This window comes from Bradyrhizobium sp. USDA 4474 (assembly GCF_054057515.1).
The window spans coordinates 2,055,353-2,070,994 of record NZ_JBSRZJ010000002.1 but is presented as its reverse complement, the minus strand read 5'-3'; the positions used below and the strand labels follow the sequence as shown (position 1 = coordinate 2,070,994).

Below are 15,642 nucleotides of genomic sequence, written 5' to 3'. Positions count from 1 at the left end.
CACAGAGCGGGATGGCTCCGGCCGTCCCGCGGTTGCTTGGGGACCGGTGCTCAGCGCTGGTCCCCATTCTTATTGGCGAGGGCTCAGAGGGAGAGGCAGGCCGGGAAAGGTTTGAGCCGTCGGGATCAGAGGAGAGCGCCTGATGGTTCGACCCGTTCCTTCTCTCCGAAAGAAATCCTGCCATGACCGAATCTCTCGCCGGCGGCGCTGCCGCCGCGCCCCTCTCGATGCGTGCCGCTGCAAGTCTCACCTCCGCTGCTGTCAGGGCCGCGCGACAGCTCTTGACCGATCTCGAACGGGGCCGTCGCATTGATGCCGCTGCCCTGCGTTGCGCCATGGAGGCTGCCTTCGGCGCCTCGGATGCAGCCGGGGTCTGGAACTGGAAGACCGCCTATGACGTCTGCGAGGCGGCAACCGTTCTGTTCCTTCGCAAGTTCGGCCCGGCCATGCGGGCCAAGGCTGGTTCGACGGCCGCCATGCTGCCGATGATCGTGCGAGTAGCTGGCCTTCTGCCGACACATACGCGGCGGTCCGAGGACGGCCAGGCATATCAGCAATTCTCGACGCCGATCCCGCTCGGGCTTGCCGCATGCACCGCAGCCGGAATTACGTCTGCCGATCGCGTTCTGGAGCCATCCGCGGGGACAGGCCTGCTCGCCGTCTTTGCAGAGCTCGCCGGCGGCGCCTTGGCATTGAACGAGTTGGCCGATGCCCGCTCGGAGCTGCTCGGCCATCTCTTCGCCAACGTTCAGGTCACGCGGTTCGACGCCGCGCAGATCGATGACCACCTCGATGCGAGTGTCACACCTAGCGTCGTCCTGATGAACCCGCCGTTCTCCGCGGTAGCGAATGTCGATCGACGGATGGCGGATGCGGCTCTCCGCCACGTCGCTTCGGCGCTCGCGCGTCTTTGCGACGGTGGACGCCTCGTTGCTATTGCCGGCGCAAGCTTCGCGCCGGACAATCCGGCATGGCGAGATGCCTTCGTTCGCCTCCAGGAACGCGGACGGGTGGTGTTTTGTGCGGCGATCGACGGCGCCGTCTACGCCAAGCATGGCACTCAGACGGATACCAGGCTGCTTGTGATCGACAAGCTGCCCGCTGCCGATCCGACCGCTTTTCCCGCCTCGCCAGGCATGGCGGGTGATGTCGCTACCTTGCTTGGCTGGGTGAACCTGCATGTGCCTCCAAGGCTGCCCGTCGCCGCGCCATCAGAGATCGTTGGTATTGGGCGGCCAGCGATGTCGCGATCGGCCAGCGCCATTGCACCACGCATATCGTCCACTTCGAGAGACGCCGCGCCAGTAGGCGCAGAACTGATCTACGAGACGGTCGAATGGTCCCCGCCGGAAGGTGCCCGGCTCACCGATGCGCTCTATGAAGAATACGGATTGCAGTCGATCCGCATTCCCGGATCGTGCGCACATCCGACCAAGCTCGTGCAGTCCGCGGCGATGGCGTCCGTTGCGCCACCGAAGCCATCCTATCGTCCGCACCTGCCGGCCAATGTCATGGTGGACGGAGTTCTGTCGGATGCCCAGCTCGAGAGCGTGATCTATGCCGGCGAAGCGCATTCCGAATTCCTGGCAGGCTCCTGGACGGTCGACACGACCTTTGATGTTGTGGCCGCCGCGCGCGACGACGCGGAAAATGCCTTCCGCTTTCGCCGCGGCTGGTTCTTGGGCGATGGCACCGGGGCGGGCAAGGGGCGGCAGGTCGCGGGGATCCTGCTCGACAACTGGCTCAAGGGCCGTCGTCGTGCGGTCTGGATCAGCAAGTCCGACAAGCTGATTGAGGACGCGCAGCGCGATTGGTCCGCGCTTGGCATGGAGCGGCTGCTTGTTACGCCCTTGTCTCGGTTTCGCCAGGGCACCCCGATCCGGCTCTCGGAAGGCATCCTTTTTACCACCTACGCCACGCTACGGACCGACGAGCGTGGCGAAAAGCTTTCGCGTGTCAGGCAGATCGTCGAATGGTTGGGTTCGGACTTCGACGGAGTGATTGTCTTCGACGAGAGCCATGCCATGCAGAATGCGGTCGGGGGCAAAGGCGAGCGCGGTGAACAGGCTGCATCTCAGCAGGGACGTGCGGGCCTGCGGCTCCAGCACGCGCTGCCGAATGCCCGCGTAATTTATGTGTCGGCGACGGGTGCCACCACGGTCCACAACCTGGCTTATGCCCAACGCCTCGGCCTTTGGGGCGGCGCTGACTTCCCGTTCGCCACCCGTGCCGAGTTCGTCGAAGCGATCGAGGAAGGTGGGGTCGCGGCCATGGAGGTGCTGGCGCGCGACCTCAAGGCGCTCGGTCTCTACGCAGCCCGCTCGCTCTCGTACGAGGGCGTCGAGTACGATCTCGTTGAGCACCAGCTGACGCCGGAGCAGGTTCGCATCTACGATGCCTATGCCGGTGCGTTTAGCGTCATCCATAATAACCTCGATGCGGCGATGCGAGCCGCCAACATCACCGGCGCAACGGGAACGCTGAACGGGCAAGCCAATTCTGCGGCACGCTCCGCTTTCGAAAGCGCCAAGCAGCGCTTCTTCGGCCACCTCCTGACTTCGATGAAGACCCCGTCGCTGATCCGTTCGATCGAGCACGATCTTGAGGCTGGACACACGGCAGTCATCCAGATCGTGTCGACGGGCGAGGCGCTAATGGAGCGCCGGCTCGCTGAGATCCCGACTGAAGAGTGGGGCGACGTCCAGGTCGACATCACACCGCGCGAGTATGTCCTCGACTATCTCGCCCACTCCTTTCCGGTCCAGCTCTACGAGCCCTTCACCGACTCGGAGGGCAACCTCTGCTCCCGGCCTGTCTATCGCGACGGCCAGCCGGTCGAGAGCCGGGAAGCCGTCGCACGACGCGACCGCCTCATCGAGAAGCTTGCATCACTACCGCCGGTACCTGGGGCACTGGATCAGGTCATCCAGCGCTTCGGCACCGAACTGGTCGCCGAGGTGACGGGCCGCTCGCGCCGCATCGTTCGCAAGGGCGACCGGCTGGTGGTCGAAAATCGAGCCGGTTCAGCCAACCTCGCCGAGACCTCGGCTTTCATGGATGACGTCAAGCGCATCCTCGTGTTCTCCGACGCGGGCGGCACGGGGAGGAGCTACCATGCCGAACTGTCGGCTCGGAATCGGCGGTTGCGCGTGCATTACCTGCTCGAGCCCGGTTGGAAGGCCGATGCTGCGATTCAAGGGCTTGGCCGCACCAACCGGACCAATCAAGCGCAGCCACCGTTGTTTCGTCCGATTGCGACAGACGTGAAGGCCGAAAAGCGCTTTCTCAGCACCATTGCCCGCCGGCTCGATACGTTGGGAGCCATTACGCGCGGCCAACGTCAGACCGGAGGACAGGGCCTGTTCCGGCCCGAGGACAATCTCGAAAGCCAGTACGGACGTGATGCGTTGCGTCAGCTCTACACGCTGCTCGCGCGAGGCAAGGTCGACGGCTGCTCGCTTGGGAGGTTCGAGGATGCGACCGGTCTGAATGCCAATGGGCTCAGGGATGACCTACCGCCGATCACGACCTTTCTGAACAGGTTATTGGCGCTCACCATCGACCTACAGAATGTGCTGTTCACCGCCTTCGAGCAGCTCTTGACCGCTCGGATCGAAGGCGCGGTTGCATCCGGCACCTACGACGTGGGGTTGGAAACCCTCCGTGCCGAGAGCTTCGTCGTCACCGACCGGCGGACGATCTATGACCATCCGGGGACCGGCGCCGAGACCCGGCTGCTCACGGTCGTCCAGCGCCAGCGCAATCATCCGGTGAGTCTGGATGACGCTCTTGCTCGTCTTTCCGATCGTCGGGCCGTCCTGCTCGTCAATGAGCGCTCGGGACGAGCCGCCGTGCAGGTCCCCGCGGCGAGCGTCATGCTCGATGACGGCGCGATCGAGCGGCGCGTCCGTCTGATCCGGCCGATGGATCAGCACACGGTCCCCTTGACCACTATGGCCGAAAGTCATTGGGGCGAAGCGGATCGTGAACGCTTTGCCTCGACCTGGCTGGCGGAGCTTGCCGAGCTGCCCGAGTTCACGGAAAGCACGATCCACGTCGTGGCGGGCTTGCTGCTACCGATCTGGAAGCGGCTACCGAACGATTCGACCCGCGTCTATCGGCTTCAGACCGATACAGGCGAACGCGTCATCGGCCGCAGGGTTTCGGCCGCGTGGGTCGCAAACGTCGTTACGACGGACGCACCCTCGCTGACGCCGGACGCTGCCTTTGCTGCACTGATGGAAGGACGGACCGTCCTCGAGCTCGCAGAGGGCCTTCAGCTTCGCCGCGTCCGGGTGATGGGTGCACATCGCATCGAGCTGTCGGGATTCAATGACACGATGCGCGATCGTCTCCGTGCTTATGGTCTGTTTGGAGAGATCATCTCCTGGAAGCTGCGCATGTTCGTGCCCACGGACGCGAGCGGCATCGAGGTCCTGTCGAGGGTGCTCGACACCTATCCGGTTACGGGCGTAAGTGAGCGGGAGGCCGCGTGATGTCCGGCGATGTCTCCGAGCTGGCACGTCGCCTCGCGCGCGAGGCCGAGGCGGTGTGCCGACACTATCTCCCCAATGGTAAGCGAGCGGGGCGCTACTGGGTGGTCGGCGACGTCCACAACACCCCGGGTCGCTCGTTGTTCGTGCGGCTGCACGAATCGCCGAAGGGCCCCGCCGGCAAGTGGACCGATGCCGCGACCGGGGAACATGGCGATCTCCTTGACATCATCCGCGAAAGCCTTGCCTTGCGAGACTTCCGCGAAGTCGCCGAGGAGGCGAGGCGCTTTCTGAAGCTGCCTCGTTCTGAGGAGCAATCACTCCCGAGACCCGTTCGTCCAGTCGTGCCGGCCGGATCGCAAGAAGCCGCCCGTCGACTTTTTGCGATGTCCGGCCCGATCGAAGGGACGTTGGTGGAAACGTATTTGCAGCGTCGTGGAATAAGCCAAGTCCACCATGGTGGTAGCGTGCGCTTCCACCCGCGTTGCTACTACCGACCGGACGAGCATTTGCCGACTGAAACCTGGCCGGCGATGATAGGCTCTGTCACGGACCTCGAGGGACGGATCACCGGCGTGCATCGCACCTGGCTAGATCCACACGGCTTTGATCGCGTGCGGCTCGGCAAGGCCCCGATTGATACGCCACGCCGGGCCATGGGCGACCTGCTCGGCAATGCCGTTCGCTTTGGCGTGGTGGACGACGTGCTCGCTGCCGGCGAGGGTCTGGAGACCATGCTGTCGCTGCGCTACGTGCTGCCGACGTTGCCGATGGCGGCCGCGCTTTCGGCTAATCACCTCGCAGCCATGTTGCTGCCGTCTGGCCTGCGTCGGCTCTATATCGCCCGCGATGACGATGCTGCCGGAGATGCCGTACAGGCGATTCTCATCCAGCGCGCGGAAGAGGTCGGCGTTGAAGCGATCCCGCTGTCGCCCCGGCTGGGGGACTTCAACGAAGATCTGCACATCTTCGGCCTTGATACCCTGCGAGCAGCGTTGCGGCTTCAACTTGTCCCGGAGGACGTCATCCGCTTCCTGCATTCGTCGACGGTGGCTGCGGAATAGCTTGGCGTGTTCGATCGGCGTCACTAGGTCGGTCAAAGCGAGGCCGATGCCGGAAGAGCACGCGACCACGGCCTTCTAGAGGGCGATCGGACGACAGGCGGTCAGGGCCGGCAATGGCTGCGACCGGCTATTTTCCGCCGCGCACCGGCGATGAGAAGACATATTAGTCACGTTATCGGCGCGCTTTGCATCGCGAAGCAAAATAGCCGGCCTCCGCCATCCTCCGCTGCGCTTCGGCCCTCCGCTCTGCTCCGGGTTCTGGCTCGTTCCGCCTGCCGTCTGAGTGATCGCCACGAAGGCCGCGATGGTCGCGGCCGATCCGGCAAAGGATCGCCTCCATGACCGACCACGATGACATCGAACCGCCGCACGCCGCATCTGCGACCGAACACGTTCTTACCGAATTGCAGCTCTTCGGTTACCGCCCCTTCGACGACCAGCCCGATCCGCGGCCGCTTCCCGAGGGCAGGATCATTACCGGTGCTGTCGCTGACATCTTCGACGCCCTGGTCGCCACGTTGAGCGACACGCGGCTCGAGCCGGACCTCGACGATCTGCTCTGGTCGACTGTCAACCTGTTCCATCGTGCCGTCGACCGCATCGGTCGCCAACTCGACGACAACGAACAGGCGCAACAGAAGAGTCAGCGCGAGCAGGACGGTTCCGAAGTTCGATCCGTCGAACTCGAGCGCATCACGGCGGAAGGCATCACACTGATTGAGCGCCGCAACTGCCTGGAGCTCTTCCGCGACCAGGCCATAGAGCGCTTCGAGACTCACACCGGCTCATTCTGGCGTCCCCGATCTGGATCACTGGTGAACCATCGCATGCTGACCGCAGCGATGATTGACTCTCGCGACTTCATCGCCGCCAAGCGTCGTGCCGAGACCGAGGTCATGCTGCCCGCTGGGCCGAAGATCGCACTCACCGGAGGGCTCGACTTCAATGACCACCATCTCATCTGGGATCGTCTCGACAAGGTTCACGCCAAGCATCCGGACATGGTCCTGCTCCATGGCGGGTCCCCCAAGGGGGCCGAACTGATCGCCTGCAAATGGGCGACCACTCGCAAAGTGCCGCAAATCGCTTTCAAGCCCGACTGGACGAAGCACGCCAAGGCCGCACCATTCAAGCGCAACGACGCCATGCTCGAACTCCTACCGATCGGCGTCATGCACTTCCCGGGTACGGGAATCCAGGACAACCTCGCCGACAAGGCGAAACGGCTCGGCATCCCTGTCTGGATGTTCGGCGGCGCGTGAGCGCCGTCTGCTCGACTGAAGTCTTTGAGGCGAAGTTGCTCACGCCGCAACTCCGCCTCGTTTCGGTCTCATATCCAGGGATGCGCCGTGGTGGTGGTGGAAGGCGCGACTGGTAGATCTATGCACATGGAGCCACCACCATGCTCGCACTTGGGCCTGTTCTCAACACACTCGGCATCGGCTTGTTCTGCTGGGCGATCTTTGCGCTCGCTGTGTATGCCCTGCCGTTTTACGTCGCACTGAGTATCGGGATGATGACGTTTCAGAGCGGTGCCGGCCTTATTGGCGCGCTGCTCGTCGCAACGGCCGGCGGTGCGCTGACGCTCGTCCTCGGCCAGGTCGCCTTTGCTGCTACTCGGTCCTCCGCCTTTCGCGTCGCGATCGCCACAGCATTCTCTGCTCCCGCCGCCGTCGCCGGCTATCACATGGTGTTCGCCGTGTCGCAGATCGGAGTGCCATCGCTGGCTTGGCGTGAGGTCTTCGCTTGCCTCGGCGCAGTTTGCATTGGCCTTTCGTCATGGACGCGCTTGATGGTTTTGACGAAGTCCCGCCCGTTAGAGTCGGGTGGGGTGGTGGAGAACTTGTCCTAACCGGTTCTTACGACCGTAAGCCTCGAAAGATGATCGTTTCCCGCCTTCATCATCGAACAGGTACGCGCAGATCGGCGCGGTGAACGGGGGATGGATCGAAGCCTGGCGCGGGCGAGGCAGGCCTCCTCTGAACCCCTCGATCAAGCTGCCGGTATCCGGCCTGGCCCACGCATCCGCGGCGGAGACGCGTTAACCTCGATCGGTCCTTGGAAGCGATGCCGCCTTTTGCAGGAGATTGTTTCTCTTTCCCCGCTGAAGCGTTCCGACCTCTTGTTCGTCAAAACCGAGATAGCCACGCTTCTCCGTAAGATTGTGGTTCAGCACGCGGACGCACATGGCCTCGTTGATGGCTTGATCTGGCCGAAGACCGGCTTCGCCTCGATCGTCTGAGCCGCAACGCCGTTGATGCGACTTTCTTCCCCTGGGCTTCGCCCATTCCTCGCGAGACAAGAAAGTCGCCACAACGACGTCCTCCGCTGCGCTCCGGCCCGAGCGGGTGCGTCGCCGATCGTCCTCGGCCCTAGATCGCCATCGAGGCCGCGGTGGTCGCGGGCTCGAAACACAACAGGAGAAGTGACATGGCTAACATCGGTTTCTTTCAAGAAGGTCGGTAACGAATTCCAGGGCGAGATCGTGACCCTGAGCCTGAAGGCCAAGGGCGTCCGCATCCTCGCCGAGACCAACCGATCCAACGACAACGCTCCCAGCCACCGCATCTATGTGGGTCGCGCGGAGATCGGCGCGGCCTGGTCGAAGCGCTCCGAAGAGGGCCGGGACTACCTCTCGCTCAAGCTCGATGACCCCTCGTTCAACGCGCCGATCTACGCCAACCTGTTCGACGACGAAGGCGGTGAAGGCTACACCCTGCTCTGGTCGCGGCCGCGCAAGACCGGCGAGTAAGAGCGCCCCACCAAGCCCCGTCCGGTCCGCCGGGCGGGGCTTCCCATCCTTCAGGCGTCAAGTGAGCGCGAACCGGCCGCCGGATCGAGCGGCTCGGCATCAATCACTCGGCCTGCCCCCGCGTCCTTTTCTTGGCGCTTGTGGGCGGGCGAGTGAGCAGGTCGGCTGCCTCGACGCCCAGACTGCGCGCGAGCCGATCGACAACGTCGATACCCGCCGCATAAACGCTTCGCTCGAGTGCGCTGATATAAGTGCGGTCAATTTCAGCACGATGAGCCAATTCCTCCTGTGACAAACCGCCTGCCGGAGCTTCCGCAAATTGATTGCAAGTATCTCGCGTATATCGATACGCGAGAGGGCATGTCCTTGAAGAGTATTTCACCACGGAGTATTCTCGACAAAACACCCTCCGGACGGCTCCCGCGATAGTTTTAACGCTTCTGCTCCTTCCGGCCCGCGTGTTAGAAATTGTCTAATCTAAGGCGTGGAGTCTTATGAGGAAGCCGCCGCTCGACCCAGACGTCGCCGATGCTGCGCCTGCAGATCAAATTCTCACTGCCTACGATGAGCGGCATGTGGTGGCCTACATGCGCCTCCTGCAGGCCGAAAGCGAAGGGGCTGACTGGATGGAAGTCGCTCGAAATCGTGCTGCATATCGATCCGGTGCGAGAGCCGGATCGTGCGCGGCGCGCATATCAGAGCCACCTTGCGCGCGCCAAATGGTTGACGGAGCAAGGGCGCCTCTTACGAGGCACCGGCTCGAAATAGAACAAGACTACCGGCTGGCGACTTGCAGGCAGAACTATTTTCTTTTGCTGATCGGTGGTCATTCCGGTGCACCACGTGGTGCCAAACTAGGGGCTTCCTACAACCGCTTCGTTCATACCTATTGCGCCGCAATCGTTGTTAGCTGTGCGCAATGGGACGGAAGCAATGCCTGAATTCGACTGGCGGTCGCCGGATTCCTACAAGAGCCTACAAGACGCCGAAATCACCGATATCGCCTGGGAATGTCTCCGTCGTAACGGGGACTATCGACGCGAGTACGAAGCGATGATCGCAAGCAGCCCAGATGGTACAGTGACCGGGGAATTCAGGAGGAGGTGGGGCCTCTGCTTTCGCCCATGACCCGCAGAGGTCCTTCGACGAGCAGACGATCTTTTGGGCGCCTGAGGTTCTAGCGGCGGTCGTTCCGGTCAAGGTTGCCTGGGCCGCCGATCGCAGTTCAGCGTCTCAGCCGCTCCTTGACCTTGCAGCAGGTCAGGTGCGCCGCGCTGTCGACGGCTGGCATGCCGTGCTGCGCATCGGTGCGGTAGATCACCGCGTCTGGTCCAAAGAGCCGCCGGTGCTCGGCTCGACATACGCAGCCGAGCTGCCGTTTGATGGCGATTTCGACGCGCGAGCGTATGCAGCCCGCCGGCTGTGGCGCGCGATGAATGGACGCGCGCCAGGTCCGGCATTTCATCACTTATCTAAACAGCGACGCGAACGCCTGAGCGCCGCGATCCGCGCGCTTGATGCGCATAGCGCCGGTGGGAGCTATCGCGTTATCGCCGAAGCGCTCTTCAGCAAAAAGCGCATCCCCGATCGCGCCTGGAAGACGCATGATCTGCGCAATCGAACGGTCCGCTTGGTGCAAGGCGGCCTTGCGTTGATGCGCGGCGGTTACCGCAAACTCCTGCGGCCCGGGCGCAAAGACGAGTAGCGCAGTCCCCAGGGGGTGCCGAAAATCATACCCCCAACATTCGGCATCCCCCTCCGAGATCCTGCTCCACCATGATGACCGCACACACGCCGGCCTAGCCAGGTGTAGTGCGCTGTCCTCCTGGAGTTCTCAAATGCCCGATCCGATGGCCGGTCTTCCCCCGCGATTCCTGCGCACACCTGAGGCCGCGCGCTATCTTGGCCTGTCCGGCCGCACGCTGGAGAAGCACCGCACCTACGGTACTGGGCCCACGTATCGGAAGATCGGCGGACGTGTTGTCTACGCCGTCGATGATCTGAAAGCGTGGGCCGACCGCGGCGCCAAGACGTCGACATCGGATCCCGGCAAGGGGACCGTGCTGCCCGCCAAGAAGCATCCGGCCCTGCGTCCCTATGCAGGTCAGGAACGTCGCTAATAGCCGCGTGAGAGCAGTGACCATGCGGCGCAGTCATCATTCCGAGCGCCACCAGCTTGAGCTCTTTCGTGCTTTGCCCGGGGATCTCGCGCCCCGCGATGCGCAGGATCTGATGGCTTATCCGTTCTTTTCGCTCGCCAAAACAAAGCGAATCGTGCCGATCGATTTCCGTGCCGGTGCGATCGCTATTCGTGTCGAAGCTGTGCCGGAACACGGCATGGCGACCATCTGGGATGCAGACGTTCTGATCTGGGCTGCGTCCCAGATCGTCGAAGCCCGTGACGCCGGCTTGAAGACGTCGCGCCTGATGGCTGCAACGCCTTACGAGATTCTGACGTTCGTCGGCCGCGGCACCAGCGCACGTGACTATGACCGACTGAAGGCGGGTCTCGACAGACTTCAGTCAACGACCGTGCTGACGTCGATCCGCCAGCCGACAGAACGGCGACGGCAGCGCTTCTCCTGGATCAACGAGTGGAAGGAGACGGCCGATGCAAACGGTCGTCCATTTGGGATCGAACTGATCCTGCCGGATTGGTTCTACGCGGGCGTCATCGATGACGCGCTCGTGCTGACGATCGACCGCGCCTATTTCGAGCTGACGGGCGGACTTGAGCGGTGGCTCTACCGGCTCGTGCGCAAGCATGGTGGGCGCCAGGATGACGGTTGGAGTTTTGATCTTGTGCACCTTCATGCCAAGTCCGGCATCATTTCACCGCTCAAGCACTTTGCTTACGACGTGCGTCAGATCGTCCAGTGCCAGGCATTGCCCGGCTATCAGCTCGTGCTGACGCGCGATCCCAACGGTACCGAGCGGCTGAACTTCGCACCTGCGCCTGTTCATCCCTTAACGGCACGCCTGCGCCGGCGCGGACTCGTTTCAAATTCGGAGGACAACCTGTGAATCAGCTCGTGCTATCGGGGACCGCAACCCTCGTGCTATCGGGGACCCGATCCTCGTGCTATCGGGGACCGGAATCGGACTTAAGCGCTTGTTTCTCCGCGCTTTCCCGCCGCTCTAACTTTACTAACCGGAAATCCTTCGGATTTCTTCTAACGGACCAGGCCGAAAGCCCACCTTGGCGGCGCTCGGCAACGGCAGTCCGATAGGCCAGCCTGCCTTTGCACGCCATACACACTCTCCACCGAGCCCCAAGCTCACGGTTACCAGCTCCAGCGTCAGGGAGCCGCCGCATGAGCGATCTCACGGAAGTGGAAGTGTTGTGGCTCGAGAAGCGAATCGAAAACCGCATTCGGTTCGGTCGTATCGTCAACGAACGGAAGCTTGATCGCCACCGGCGTGTCCTGTCATTCGCGCCCGGCAGCATCTTTGCCTTCGTCCGATGGACCTCCAATGACTTTGGCACCATCATTTCGCGGATCGACATCTTGCGCGCGGTCGCACCGGGACAGCGCTGCTCGACTGTCCCTTATGTGACACCCGGCGGAGAGATTTTGCTGCGTCTGTCCGGCTGGCCGAAGGTCGAGCGCGTGCTACAGATGGTCGACGCCGTTGAGGCGTTCGGTATCGATCCAGCTGATGTCGCGCCTGATCATTGGCATCACGTTCATAACCGCCTGTCCGTCAATGAAAACCCACGCCCGTATACGAAAGCCCGCCACCAGGCCTGGCTTCACCGGCAGAGGGTCATGCGATGACAGGCCGCCCAATGATGCTGGCCGTGACGTTTGGGGTCGCTTCCGCGCTCATCGTGACGATCGTCCTGGAGCCGCTTCCGCTTTACATCTGGAACGCATCCGCGAGCGTGCCGATCGGTCTCTACCGCCTCCGACCGGCTGACCAATTCCAAGTCACTGAATTGGTCGCCGTTCAGCCGCCGGAGCCGCTTGCGACCTTCCTCGATTTGAACGGCTATCTGCCTTTCGGCGTCCCCATGCTGAAGCGCGTGCTTGCCCTTCCCGGGCAGACCGTTTGCAGAACGGACCTCACGATTTCGGTCGACGACATCGCAGTGGGCGAGGCGAAGGATCACGACAGACGAGGCCGGCCGCTGCCGAAATGGCAGGGCTGCCGCGTCGTCGGTGACGGCGAGCTGTTTCTGATGAACTGGCAGTCCGACGACTCCTTGGATGGCCGATATTTTGGATTCTTGCCTGCGTCGGCGGTGATCGGCCGTGCGCTGCCCGTGTGGACGTGGGAGGAGTGATCGTGCGTGTTCCACGCTCTTATCCCGCCATTTCTCTGTTCGATCGATCGCGGGACCATTCCTCCGTCCCGACCAACGCTAGCAGCGCCGGCGCGCGCCGCGGCAGTCCACGGCTGCCGCATGGCCGACGCGAAGCCGCTTTGCCCTGGAAGGGCGCGAGCACAACGGCATGCTTGGCTCGGTCGGGCGTGCGCGTTTGGGCTGTCGTGTCGCTGCTGCTTATTTTCGCTGCGTCGGACGGGGCTGCTCGAGCCGAGAGTGGATCAGTGTTAGCTCAAGCGGTTGCTCAGGCAAGCAACCCGTTTGCAGCTTTCGTCGACAAAGCCTCGAAGCGTTTTGCAATTCCGGTGAACTGGATCGGTTCGGTCATTAACGTCGAAAGCGCTGGAGACGTGCACGCCAAGTCGCCCAAAGGCGCAATGGGCCTGATGCAAATCATGCCGGCGACTTGGGCGGAACTTCGCGAGCGCTACAATCTCGGGAACGACCCCTACGACCCGCATGACAACATTCTGGCCGGCACGGCGTACTTGCGCGAACTGCTCGATCGATATGGCTCGCCTGGCATGTTTGCCGCGTACAATGCGGGACCGGCTCGCTATGAAGAGCATCTCGCGGGCGGCTCTCTGCCAGACGAGACGCGAGCATACGTCACGAAGCTTGCAAACTTGCTTGCCATCGAACTGCCGCCGAGGTGGACAGCCAGCGGACAGTCATCAGCAGCTGCGACGCTCTCCCATGAATACGCGCGATCGGTTCCTGGCGCTCATGCCGTCGAGCGGTGTCACGGCTGCAATCTCGGCGCCCGATGTTTCGCACATGGTTCCACGGCCTCTTGGCGTGTTCGTCGCTCGATCGGATTCGGGAGCATCGCAATGACCAAATGTGCAGGTTCGCAAGCCGATGGCGTATGGGCGATGCCTTCGGCCCGCGCTCTACTCGTCGCTTCGCTCCTCACCGAGCCACCCTTCGGGTGTCTCGGCCCTTCGGGTAACGATCGCTATCGCAAGCGCTCGGAAGCAGTAGGGGCTTCGCGAGTTGGCAGCCAGGTCGCGGTGGCTCTTTCGGGAAGCGGCGACGGGGAGACCACGACGGCAGGACGGCGAGATAAAAGAGGCTCGCCGGTCGAACCGCAAGCCATTGGCATGGCTTGGGTTCTGGCGTGCCGGTCGGTCGCGGCGCGTGCCGCGACTTGCATTTTGACCAATGCAATCAACGGCGTCTCCGGCACCGAGTGCGCCTTTGATGGTTGCGAGGCCTCGCCATGACCGTGGGCGACAGCGATCTCCGTGTTCGGCCCGGGCGAATCCGCAGTACCCGCGCGCCGAAGCAAAGGAGCTTCATCAACCAGGTACTGCGCGCGGCAAAGAGGGCTGGGCACACTTCGGGTCAGGCTGCGGCTGCCAGGCGTTCCGCGGCGTATGGACGCTCGACGTTTGGCCGCGGGCGCCTTGCTTTTAGCCGTGGCAGATTGTTCAGCCCGACGCGGCGCGTCGTGGTAAAGGCGCGCGTGGTTCGTCACAAGGGGCGAGCCTTCCGATCAGCACCACTGACCGCCCACGTCTCGTATCTGAAGCGTGACGGCGTGACCCGGAGTGGTGAGCGGGCCGAGATGTTCGATGCCGGCGGCGACCGCGCCGATAGCGCGGCCTTCGCAGAACGCTGCAAGGACGACCGGCATCATTTCAGGTTCATCGTCTCGCCGGAGGATGCCGGCGAAATGACGGACCTGAAGGCCTTCACGCGCGACCTCGCCAGGCAGATGGAGACCGATCTCGGCACGCGGCTCGATTGGGTGGCCGTCGATCATTGGAATACCGACAATCCTCACGTCCATCTTCTAGTTCGGGGAGTCGATCAGGAAGGGGCGGATCTCGTGATCTCCCGCGACTATATCAGCCAGGGCCTGCGCTCACGCGACGAGGAACTGGTCGCCATCGAGTTGGGTCCTAAACCGGAGCACGAGATCCGCAATTCGCTGGAGAGGGAAGTTACGGCCGAGCGATGGACACGGCTCGATCGGGAGATCCGACTGGCAGCTGATGAGACGGGCTACATTGATCTTCGTCCAGTCGATCCCGGGAAGTCGGATCCCGAGATCCGGCGCCTGATGGTCGGTCGCCTTCAACACTTGGAGAAGCTGGGCCTTGCTGCCTCCGCCGCGCCGGGGGAGTGGATGGTCGGCCTCGAGGCCGAGAGGAGCTTGCGCGACCTCGGCATGCGGGGTGACATCATCAAGACCATGCACCGCGCCTTTACCGACCGTGGGGAAACGCGCGGCGTTGCCGACTTCGTCATCGAGGGTGGACAATCGACATCCCAGATTGTCGGGCGACTGATCGATCGGGGACTGCATGACGAACAGACCGGTGAGGCGTACGCCCTGATCGACGGTACAGACGGACGCGCGCACCACGTGCGCTTTCGAGGGCTCGAGGCTTTCGACGAGGCACCGACGATCGGCGGAATCGTTGAAGTCCGACGCTTCGGTCAAGCCGACGATCCGCGGCCGACCTTGGTTCTCGCGACACGCTCCGATCTCGATCTTGGTAGCCAGATCACGGCACGAGGGGCAACATGGCTCGACCATCGGCTGATTGAACGGGACCCCATGCCGCTCGCCATGGGCGGATTCGGCCGCGAGACACGCGACGCCCTGGAAGCCCGTACCGAGCATTTGATCCAGGAGGGCCTGGCGCGGCGGCAGGGCCCACGCATCATCTTGCAGCGCGACCTCTTGAACACGTTGCGCCGGCGTGAACTGGACGAGGTGGCCGCAAAAGTCTCGGCCGAGACCCGCCTCCCTTACGTTAAGCCTGACTCCGGGGAGCATGTGGCGGGCACTTATCGCCAGCGGCTGACTCTCACCTCAGGACGCTTCGCCATGATCGACAACGGATTCGGCTTCCAACTCGTGCCCTGGTCGCGCGAACTCGAAACGAGGCTTGGCCAACACGTCACCGGCGTCGTGAAGGACAGCGGTAGCATCGAATGGGGCTTTGGTCGGAAGCGCGACCTCGGCCTCTAGCAATCTCTCCAATTCAG

At 63.0% G+C, this 15,642-nt stretch carries 13 protein-coding genes and 3 pseudogenes; 15 read left to right on the top strand and 1 reads right to left on the bottom strand.

From position 1 onward, the window contains the following. Positions 1 to 182 precede the first annotated feature (182 nt). The 6 genes and pseudogenes from ACVW16_RS11575 to ACVW16_RS11550 all read left to right on the top strand — a co-directional run bounded on the left by ACVW16_RS11575 (position 183) and on the right by ACVW16_RS11550 (position 8,309). Positions 183 to 4,496 (top strand): strawberry notch-like NTP hydrolase domain-containing protein, encoded by a 4,314-nt coding sequence (locus tag ACVW16_RS11575; protein ID WP_456699350.1) that lies wholly within the window; start codon positions 183 to 185, stop codon positions 4,494 to 4,496. Further along, the gene (locus tag ACVW16_RS11570) at positions 4,496 to 5,557 is read left to right on the top strand and encodes a DUF7146 domain-containing protein (protein ID WP_456699349.1); all 1,062 of its coding nucleotides are present in this window, start codon (positions 4,496 to 4,498) and stop codon (positions 5,555 to 5,557) included. The genes ACVW16_RS11575 and ACVW16_RS11570 overlap by 1 nt, the downstream gene beginning before the upstream one ends. Positions 5,558 to 5,895: 338 nt before the next feature. Continuing rightward, positions 5,896 to 6,819: a DUF2493 domain-containing protein gene (locus ACVW16_RS11565; protein ID WP_456699348.1), complete on the top strand. Its 924-nt coding sequence runs from the start codon at positions 5,896 to 5,898 to the stop codon at positions 6,817 to 6,819. A 140-nt stretch (positions 6,820 to 6,959) separates the two neighbouring features. Next, positions 6,960 to 7,409: a hypothetical protein gene (locus ACVW16_RS11560; protein WP_456699347.1), complete on the top strand. Its 450-nt coding sequence runs from the start codon at positions 6,960 to 6,962 to the stop codon at positions 7,407 to 7,409. Positions 7,410 to 7,499: 90 nt separating this feature from the next. Next, on the top strand, positions 7,500 to 7,799 hold the full coding sequence (locus ACVW16_RS11555; protein WP_456699346.1) for a hypothetical protein: 300 nt from the start codon (positions 7,500 to 7,502) through the stop codon (positions 7,797 to 7,799). A gap of 188 nt (positions 7,800 to 7,987) precedes the next feature. Further along, positions 7,988 to 8,309, top strand: a pseudogene (locus tag ACVW16_RS11550) (DUF736 domain-containing protein). A gap of 103 nt (positions 8,310 to 8,412) precedes the next feature. Here the strand turns inward: ACVW16_RS11550 and ACVW16_RS11545 are convergent. Next, positions 8,413 to 8,657: pseudogene (locus ACVW16_RS11545) on the bottom strand (helix-turn-helix domain-containing protein). A gap of 146 nt (positions 8,658 to 8,803) precedes the next feature. On the opposite strand from ACVW16_RS11545, the pseudogene ACVW16_RS11540 reads away from it, so the two are divergent. From ACVW16_RS11540 to ACVW16_RS11500, 9 genes and pseudogenes are all read left to right on the top strand, one after another. Continuing rightward, positions 8,804 to 9,077, top strand: a pseudogene (locus ACVW16_RS11540) (DUF2285 domain-containing protein). 165 nt (positions 9,078 to 9,242) lie between these two features. Beyond that, on the top strand, positions 9,243 to 9,437 hold the full coding sequence (locus ACVW16_RS11535; RefSeq protein WP_456699344.1) for a transcriptional regulator domain-containing protein: 195 nt from the start codon (positions 9,243 to 9,245) through the stop codon (positions 9,435 to 9,437). A gap of 136 nt (positions 9,438 to 9,573) precedes the next feature. Next, positions 9,574 to 10,014 carry a DUF2285 domain-containing protein gene (locus tag ACVW16_RS11530; RefSeq protein WP_456699343.1) on the top strand — a complete coding sequence of 147 codons (441 nt, stop codon included), beginning with the start codon at positions 9,574 to 9,576 and terminating at the stop codon, positions 10,012 to 10,014. A gap of 133 nt (positions 10,015 to 10,147) precedes the next feature. After that, positions 10,148 to 10,429 carry a helix-turn-helix transcriptional regulator gene (locus tag ACVW16_RS11525; protein ID WP_008561544.1) on the top strand — a complete coding sequence of 94 codons (282 nt, stop codon included), beginning with the start codon at positions 10,148 to 10,150 and terminating at the stop codon, positions 10,427 to 10,429. Positions 10,430 to 10,451: 22 nt separating this feature from the next. Then, complete coding sequence (locus tag ACVW16_RS11520; protein WP_456699342.1) at positions 10,452 to 11,333, top strand: replication initiator protein A; 882 nt, start codon at positions 10,452 to 10,454, stop codon at positions 11,331 to 11,333. Positions 11,334 to 11,623: 290 nt separating this feature from the next. Continuing rightward, positions 11,624 to 12,088 carry a DUF2840 domain-containing protein gene (locus ACVW16_RS11515; RefSeq protein ID WP_456699341.1) on the top strand — a complete coding sequence of 155 codons (465 nt, stop codon included), beginning with the start codon at positions 11,624 to 11,626 and terminating at the stop codon, positions 12,086 to 12,088. Continuing rightward, the gene (locus tag ACVW16_RS11510; protein WP_456699340.1) at positions 12,085 to 12,597 is read left to right on the top strand and encodes a S26 family signal peptidase; all 513 of its coding nucleotides are present in this window, start codon (positions 12,085 to 12,087) and stop codon (positions 12,595 to 12,597) included. The genes ACVW16_RS11515 and ACVW16_RS11510 overlap by 4 nt, the downstream gene beginning before the upstream one ends. Before the next feature lie 266 nt (positions 12,598 to 12,863). Further along, the gene (locus tag ACVW16_RS11505; protein ID WP_456699339.1) at positions 12,864 to 13,865 is read left to right on the top strand and encodes a lytic transglycosylase domain-containing protein; all 1,002 of its coding nucleotides are present in this window, start codon (positions 12,864 to 12,866) and stop codon (positions 13,863 to 13,865) included. Beyond that, positions 13,862 to 15,625 (top strand): relaxase/mobilization nuclease domain-containing protein, encoded by a 1,764-nt coding sequence (locus tag ACVW16_RS11500; RefSeq protein WP_456802353.1) that lies wholly within the window; start codon positions 13,862 to 13,864, stop codon positions 15,623 to 15,625. Before ACVW16_RS11505 ends, ACVW16_RS11500 begins: the two co-directional genes overlap by 4 nt. Positions 15,626 to 15,642: the final 17 nt, after the last annotated feature.

What these genes read in the sequence shown, in the direction of transcription:
- ACVW16_RS11535 (WP_456699344.1), top strand. Translation starts at nt 9,243, where the DNA reads ATGCCTGAATTCGACTGGCGGTCGCCGGATTCCTACAAGAGCCTACAA.
- ACVW16_RS11575 (WP_456699350.1), top strand. Translation starts at nt 183, where the DNA reads ATGACCGAATCTCTCGCCGGCGGCGCTGCCGCCGCGCCCCTCTCGATG.
- ACVW16_RS11570 (WP_456699349.1), top strand. Translation starts at nt 4,496, where the DNA reads ATGTCCGGCGATGTCTCCGAGCTGGCACGTCGCCTCGCGCGCGAGGCC.
- ACVW16_RS11555 (WP_456699346.1), top strand. Translation starts at nt 7,500, where the DNA reads ATGGATCGAAGCCTGGCGCGGGCGAGGCAGGCCTCCTCTGAACCCCTC.
- ACVW16_RS11565 (WP_456699348.1), top strand. Translation starts at nt 5,896, where the DNA reads ATGACCGACCACGATGACATCGAACCGCCGCACGCCGCATCTGCGACC.
- ACVW16_RS11520 (WP_456699342.1), top strand. Translation starts at nt 10,452, where the DNA reads ATGCGGCGCAGTCATCATTCCGAGCGCCACCAGCTTGAGCTCTTTCGT.
- ACVW16_RS11525 (WP_008561544.1), top strand. Translation starts at nt 10,148, where the DNA reads ATGCCCGATCCGATGGCCGGTCTTCCCCCGCGATTCCTGCGCACACCT.
- ACVW16_RS11510 (WP_456699340.1), top strand. Translation starts at nt 12,085, where the DNA reads ATGACAGGCCGCCCAATGATGCTGGCCGTGACGTTTGGGGTCGCTTCC.
- ACVW16_RS11500 (WP_456802353.1), top strand. Translation starts at nt 13,862, where the DNA reads ATGACCGTGGGCGACAGCGATCTCCGTGTTCGGCCCGGGCGAATCCGC.
- ACVW16_RS11560 (WP_456699347.1), top strand. Translation starts at nt 6,960, where the DNA reads ATGCTCGCACTTGGGCCTGTTCTCAACACACTCGGCATCGGCTTGTTC.
- ACVW16_RS11515 (WP_456699341.1), top strand. Translation starts at nt 11,624, where the DNA reads ATGAGCGATCTCACGGAAGTGGAAGTGTTGTGGCTCGAGAAGCGAATC.